The organism is Caballeronia sp. (assembly GCF_028292365.1).
Classification (GTDB): Bacteria; Pseudomonadota; Gammaproteobacteria; order Burkholderiales; family Burkholderiaceae; genus Caballeronia.
Genome location: NZ_JAQGMM010000057.1, coordinates 1 through 6,952 on the forward strand (window position 1 = coordinate 1; position 6,952 = coordinate 6,952).

Here is a 6,952-nt window from a genome sequence, read left to right on the forward strand (position 1 = left end):
CAGAAAGACGCGCTCGACCTGAACATGAAGCTGGAATTCCAGCGCAATAACGAGCGCTACCAGTTCATGAAGTGGGGCATGCAAGCCTTCGATACGTTCAAGGTCGTGCCCCCGGGCGTGGGTATCGTCCACCAGGTGAACCTGGAATACCTGGCGCGTGGCGTACACAAGAAAACGGTCGACGGCGATACGGTGTATTACCCGGACACGCTCGTCGGCACGGACAGCCACACGACGATGATCAACGGTATTGGCGTGGTGGGCTGGGGTGTGGGCGGTATTGAAGCTGAAGCCGGCATGCTCGGCCAGCCAGTGTATTTCCTGACGCCGGATGTGGTGGGCGTCGAGCTGAAGGGCAAGATTCGCGAAGGCGTGACGGCAACCGACCTGGTGCTGACCGTTACCGAAATGCTGCGCAAAGAGAAGGTCGTCGGCAAGTTTGTCGAGTTCTTTGGCGAAGGCACGAAGTCGCTGTCGCTGCCGGACCGCGCGACCATCGGCAACATGGCGCCGGAATACGGCGCAACCATGGGCTTCTTCCCCGTCGATGAAAAGACCATCGACTACTTCAAGGGAACGGGTCGTACCGACGCAGAAATCTCGGCGTTCGAAGCCTATTTCAAAGCGCAGAACCTGTTCGGCGTGCCGAAGGCCGGCGACATCGATTACACGAAGACGCTGACGCTCGACCTCGGCACGGTTGCTCCGTCGCTGGCTGGCCCGAAGCGCCCGCAAGACCGTATCGAAATCGGCAACGTGAAGTCGAACTTCACCGAACTGTTCTCGGCGGCTGTCAGCGACAACGGTTTCGGCAAGAAAGCTGCCGACCTGAACAAGCAATACACGACCACGAACAAGGTCGATGTGAAGAACGGCGACATCCTGATCGCCGCCATCACGTCATGCACGAACACGTCGAACCCGAGCGTGTTGCTCGCCGCTGGCCTGCTCGCGAAAAAGGCCGTGGAAGCCGGTTTGACCGTGGCACCGCACATCAAGACGTCGCTGGCGCCGGGATCGCGGATTGTCACCGAGTACCTGACGAAGACCAACCTGCTGACGTATCTCGACCAGCTCGGCTTCACGCTGGCCGCTTACGGCTGCACGACGTGTATTGGCAACGCGGGCGACCTGACGCCGGAACTGAACGACGCGATCACGAAGAACGATATTGTGGCCGCCGCCGTGCTGTCCGGTAACCGTAACTTCGAAGCGCGTATTCACCCGAACATCCGCGCCAACTTCCTGGCGTCGCCGCCGCTGGTGGTGGCTTACGCCATCGCCGGGAACATGACGGTCGACCTGATGACGGAACCGGTCGGCAAGGGCAAGAACGGCAAGGACATTTTCCTCGGCGACATCTGGCCGACGAGCGAAGAAGTCAACGCGCTGCTGAAGTACGCACTCGACGCCGATGCGTTCCGCAAGAACTACGCTGAACTCACGAAGACCGGCGACTTGTGGAGCAAGATTGAAGGCGAAGCGGGCCAGGTGTATGACTGGCCGAAGTCGACGTACATCGCTGAGCCGCCGTTCTTCGGCAAGGACTTTTCGATGACGCCGGCCGACAGCATTCCTGAAGTAAAGGGCGCGCGTCCGCTGGGCATTTTCGGTGACTCGGTCACGACCGATCACATCAGCCCGGCTGGTTCGATCAAGGAAAGCTCGCCTGCAGGCGTGTGGCTGAAGGCGAACGGCGTGCAGAAGGCCGACTTCAACAGCTACGGCTCGCGTCGCGGCAACCACGACGTGATGATGCGCGGCACCTTCGCGAACGTGCGGATCAAGAACCTGATGATCCCACTGAAGGAAGACGGTTCGCGCGTGGAAGGCGGCTTGACGATATTCCAGCCGAGCGGCGAAGAAATGTCGATCTATGACGCAGCCATGAAGTACATCGACGAAGGCACGCCGACTATCGTGTTTGCGGGCGAAGAGTACGGCACGGGTTCGTCGCGCGACTGGGCCGCGAAGGGCACGCAATTGCTCGGCGTGAAGCTGGTCGTGGCGCGTAGTTTCGAGCGGATTCACCGTTCGAACCTGGTCGGCATGGGCGTGTTGCCGCTGCAGTTCAAGGGCACGGACAGCGTGCAGTCGCTGAACATCACGGGCGAAGAAACGTTCGATCTGGAAGGTCTCACGTCGGATATCAAGCCGCAGCAGGAAGTGACGCTTGTGATCCATCGCAAGGATGGCAGCGTGCAGCGCGTGACGGTGTTGCTGCGTATTGATACGCCGATTGAAGTGGATTACTACAAGCACGGCGGGATCCTGCCGTTCGTGCTGCGCTCGCTGTTGGCAGCGTGAGTTTCAGTATTTGTTGCAGGTGACCGCGTCCTATTGAGATCAGGGCGCGGGAACATTGAACCCGGCTTCGGCCGGGTTTTTTTTCGGGTTCGCTGCTTTGAATTCAGCGATTGGTTCGCGCAGCCGTTCTGCATTTTTCGCCGAACCAAGGAGACGCAGTGTCTCTTGCATGCTGTTGTACTCACTCTCCGAAATCATCACGATGCGAAGTTTTTTAAGCATGCGAATTTTCATTCTTCGATCCAGGTCTTTGGTAACGTAAGATCATTGCACGATCTTCGACGCGGTCATGCGTCGGGCCAATCATATCCAGGAGAAAGAATGAAGAAAGTTGTCACCAGAAAGCTCAGTCGTTCGCGCGCCGAACGAGAGGAAGCGAGTAAAACGCCCGAGGGCAAAGCCCGAAATGCCAGGTTCATCAAGCTACTTATGTCGATGCCAAATGTCGGGTTAGATTCCGATTTTGAACGAATCCAAGACGTCGGTAAAACTCCGGGCGAAAGCGCCGAACAAAGAAAAACGCGACGTGGCCAAAAGCCGCGCCGCGTTTTCACCTGAGGTTAGATGAGGCTCTTACCGCGCTTCGCTCACAAACTTCGTCACCAAATACGCTTCCATCGCTTCGCTGCCGCCTTCCGAGCCATATCCCGAATCCTTCACGCCGCCGAACGGCGTTTCCGGAATTCCCAGCCCGTGGTGGTTGATCGACACCATGCCGCTTTCGATGTCTTCACCCACCGCCGCCGACGTCGCGCTCGAGCGCGTGTATGCATACGCAGCCAGACCATACGGCAAGCGGTTCGCTTCCACGATAGCTTCATCGTAAGACTTGAACGTCGAAATTGGCGCGATCGGACCGAACGGTTCTTCGGTCATGATGCGAGCCGACATCGGCACATTGGCGAGCACTGTCGGCGCGAAGAAATATCCTTCACGGCCAATGCGTTCGCCACCCGTCAACACCTTCGCACCCTGCTCCACCGCATCGGCGACCAGACGTTCCATTGCCTGCAGGCGGCGGCCATTCGCCAACGCCCCCATTTGCACGCCTTCTTCCAGGCCATTACCGACCTTCAGCTTCTTCGTCGTCGCGACGAAATGCTCCGTGAATTCCTCGTATGCGGATTCCTCGACGATAAACCGCGTCGGCGAAATGCACACCTGACCGGCGTTGCGAAACTTGGCGCTGGCCAGAAGCTTCGCGGCGCGCGGGATGTCGGCATCGGCGAAAACCAGCGCGGGTGCGTGGCCGCCGAGTTCCATCGTGGCGCGTTTCATGTGCTCGCCGGCCATCGCGGCCAGCAGCTTGCCGACTGCCGTCGAGCCCGTGAACGAGATCTTGCGGATCAGCGGATGCGCGATCAGGAACTTCGAGACATCGGCGGGAACGCCATACACGAGGTTCAGCACGCCAGCGGGCAAACCTGCATCGATATAAGCCTGAACCAGCGCCGCGCAGCTTGCCGGCGTTTCTTCCGGTCCTTTCAGGACGACCGAGCACCCTGCTGCCAGCGCCGCCGACACCTTGCGCACGGCCTGATTGATCGGGAAATTCCACGGCGTGAAAGCGGCAACCGGGCCGACTGGCTCACGCGTCACGATCTGGCGCACATTGCCGGCACGCGCCGGGATCACGCGGCCGTAGGTCCGGCGCGCTTCTTCCGCAAACCAGTCGATGGTATCCGCTGCGCCCAGCACTTCAATGCGCGATTCGGCCAGCGGCTTGCCCTGTTCCATGGTCATGATCGCGGCCACTTCCTCGGCGCGGTCGCGCAGGTTCTGCGCGGCACGGCGCATGAGCTTGCTGCGATCGAATGCCGATACCTTGCGCCACACCGCGAAACCGCGTCCGGCGGCTTCGGCAGCTTCAGCGAGTTGCTGTTCGCCGGCCAGCGAGAGGCGGCCGATTTCCGCTTCCGTCGCCGGGTTGACTACGGCGGTGTCGCGGCTGCCCGCGCGCCATGCGCCGTCGATATACAACTGCGTGCTCGGATACTGACACGATAAAGTGCTTTCGCTCATGCTTGGCTCCTGATGTTCGTGGTGGTCATGGTTATTGGGGAAATTGCCGCCGGGGTCGATTCAACATTCCAACATTCTCAACGCTCGAAACCCAGCGAATTAACCATTTATGGTAACGCGATCACACGGGTTTTGCTCGCAGCGGCGAATGAAGGCGCTACTGTTGGCCGTAGCGGGCGGCTGGAGGCGGGTTCACGTCGGATATTTTCATCGGATTGAATTTAAACTGACCGCTCCGGCTGATGGCAGCCTTCGGGGACTGCGCCCGCGCATCCGCCACGAAAACCGCCAAGTCCCCGAGCCGGACATCCCGACAAAATTCAGCCAATAGCCACCTAGTGCTCACAAAAAAACTCACGTCCACGCCCGAACTCCGGCGCTTCGCCCGCACGCTCATCAGTTGCGTGCTGAGCTACGGCGTTGCGAAACTCGCCACGCTCCCCGAGCTTTACTGGGCGATTATCACCACCCTGATTGTCGTCACGCAGCCCAGTCTCAACCAGGCGCTGAATACTGGCCGCGACCAGATCATTGGGGCGGTGATGGGTGGAGTGGTCGGTGTGGCCGGTTTGTTCGCCATCCTGCGCGGCGCGCCGCCGCTTATCGTGTTCGCCATTGCACTTTTGCCGCTCGCAGCACTGGCCGCGTGGCGGCCAACCCTCCGGCTCGCCTGCGTGACGCTCGTCGTTGTTGTGCTGGTTCCGGCGAGTGGAATGGGCTCCCCGTTCGAACGTCCGATCGACCGTGTGCTTGAAATCCTGATTGGGGGAGGCTCGGCGCTCCTGGTCGCGTTCCTGATGCCGAATCGTGCGATCAATGCGGCCCACGACCGCGCGAGTGAAATCGTCCTGGCGTTGGGTGAATTGATCACGCTGACCCTGCGCAAGCCCGATGACGCGGATGGCGCTGAGCACCTGCATCAGCGTTCCGCCGCCGCCGAAAAGGCACTTGACGAGGCCATTACCGAAGCGGGGCGTGAGCACATCATCCTGCCGGTGAAACGTACGCGCGGGAACGTGGTCGACAAGGTGGCGCCCATGCTGACCCGGCTGCATCGGGACGCGCTGTTTCTGGGTAAGGCTTGCACCGGCGATCCCGAGTTGGCAAGACGACTGAGCGCGGCTAACCGCGATACGCTGAACATGACCGCCGACGCATTTACCGAGGCTGCCAAAACATTGGCCGCCACGCTCGATGCCGATCAAAGCCATCAAGATGAGAAGGTCCGGCTCGCGCGTGCGTCGTTCGAGCAGCTGAGAACGGCATCAAACAACGCATGTGAAACGATAGAGAAAAACACCGTGCTGGCATTCGTGCTGAACTTGCTGGTACAGGATTTCGGGGATCTGATCGCGACGGTGGAAGTGCTGGATAAACCTGAGTAGAAAGAGCACGCGCGGCCATCGCGCTATCGAGATACTGCCCACCGGGCAACGCATAGGCACGGCCCGGAGTCGCGCGCCATCTTCCCGCCATCTCGCGGCCATCTTGACGCCACCGCAGTTGCCTATGATGAGTATCGAATGCCAAGACGATGCGATGTCGGTCGTCTTCTATCCATGCATCAACGGGAATTCGACTCATGAACGACAAGCCTCAGCAACCCGACGCGACTGACGACGAGCCGGCGACACTCTTCGAGCGTGTGACGCGCCGCTCCTTCTTGACACGCGTCGGTGCGGCGGGTGTCGCCGTGGGCACCGGGCAACTTCATTCGCTTGCGCTTGCGGATACCGCGCTTGCAGATTCCGATGAAGCAAGCCAGAACGGTGCGCCAAGCGGCGCCGTACCAGCGGACAGTGGCAATGTTCACGTGCAATTGAACGTCAATGGCACGTTGCATGAACTGGATATCGATCCACGCACCACCCTGCTCGATTGCGTGCGCGAACATCTCCGCCTCACCGGCACCAAGAAGGGCTGCGACCACGGCCAGTGCGGCGCGTGCACGGTCCATGTGGATGGCAGGCGAGTGAATTCGTGCCTGAGCCTTGCGGCTACTCACGAAGGCGAAGCGATTACGACTATCGAAGGTATTGGACGGCCTGGCAATCTGCATCCGATGCAGGCAGCCTTTGTCGAGCATGACGGCTTTCAATGCGGCTACTGTACGTCGGGGCAGATCATGTCCGCCGTCGCGCTGCTCAAAGAGCCCTACGGCCACAGCGACGAGGACGTCAAGGAAGCGATGAGCGGGAATATCTGCCGCTGTGGCGCCTATTCGAATATCGTGACCGCGATCCAGCAAGTTCGCCAAAAAGCTTAAAAGGAGCGAACGAATGGAACACTTCCAACTCAAGCGCGCGGCCGACGTCAAACAGGCGCTCGACATGGCAACGGCGCAGAGCAATGCCGCCGGCCTTCAAAGCATGCCATCGATACGCTTTCTGGCCGGAGGCACAACCCTGCTCGACCTGATGAAGCTTGACGTGGAGCGCCCGGCGCAGGTCATCGACATCCATCGCCTACCGCTCGATAAGGTCGAAATACTCGACAACGGCGGCGTCACGATAGGCGCGACGGTACGCAATGCCGATCTCGCGAATCATCCGCTGATCAAGACGCACTATCCCGTGCTGTCGCAGGCGTTGCTTTCGGGTGCGTCGGCGCAGTTGCGCAACAT

7 protein-coding genes are annotated in these 6,952 nt (G+C 60.0%); 5 read left to right on the forward strand and 2 right to left on the reverse strand.

What is annotated here, in order from left to right:
* Positions 1–2,307, forward strand: a 2,307-nt coding sequence (gene acnA / locus JWR14_RS03450; RefSeq protein WP_299701391.1) for an aconitate hydratase AcnA, incomplete at its 5' end; no start/stop codon positions are given.
* 39 nt (positions 2,308–2,346) lie between these two features.
* Here the strand turns inward: acnA and JWR14_RS03455 are convergent.
* On the reverse strand, positions 2,347–2,541 hold the full coding sequence (locus JWR14_RS03455) for a type II toxin-antitoxin system Phd/YefM family antitoxin (protein ID WP_299701394.1): 195 nt from the start codon (positions 2,539–2,541) through the stop codon (positions 2,347–2,349).
* A gap of 87 nt (positions 2,542–2,628) precedes the next feature.
* Here JWR14_RS03455 and JWR14_RS03460 point away from each other — a divergent pair, with 87 nt between their 5' ends.
* Complete coding sequence (locus tag JWR14_RS03460; protein ID WP_299701397.1) at positions 2,629–2,865, forward strand: hypothetical protein; 237 nt, start codon at positions 2,629–2,631, stop codon at positions 2,863–2,865.
* Between the two features lie 15 nt (positions 2,866–2,880).
* Here the strand turns inward: JWR14_RS03460 and JWR14_RS03465 are convergent, their stop codons facing one another.
* Positions 2,881–4,329 carry an NAD-dependent succinate-semialdehyde dehydrogenase gene (locus tag JWR14_RS03465; protein ID WP_299701400.1) on the reverse strand — a complete coding sequence of 483 codons (1,449 nt, stop codon included), beginning with the start codon at positions 4,327–4,329 and terminating at the stop codon, positions 2,881–2,883.
* 338 nt (positions 4,330–4,667) lie between these two features.
* On the opposite strand from JWR14_RS03465, the gene JWR14_RS03470 reads away from it, so the two are divergent.
* The 3 genes from JWR14_RS03470 to JWR14_RS03480 all read left to right on the forward strand — a co-directional run.
* Positions 4,668–5,714: an FUSC family protein gene (locus JWR14_RS03470; RefSeq protein WP_299701403.1), complete on the forward strand. Its 1,047-nt coding sequence runs from the start codon at positions 4,668–4,670 to the stop codon at positions 5,712–5,714.
* Positions 5,715–5,911: 197 nt separating this feature from the next.
* A complete protein-coding gene (locus JWR14_RS03475) occupies positions 5,912–6,595 on the forward strand; it encodes a 2Fe-2S iron-sulfur cluster-binding protein (RefSeq protein ID WP_299701406.1) in 684 nt (227 codons plus the stop codon).
* A 13-nt stretch (positions 6,596–6,608) separates the two neighbouring features.
* A partial coding sequence (locus JWR14_RS03480) for an FAD binding domain-containing protein (RefSeq protein WP_299701409.1) occupies positions 6,609–6,952 on the forward strand: 344 nt, incomplete at its 3' end.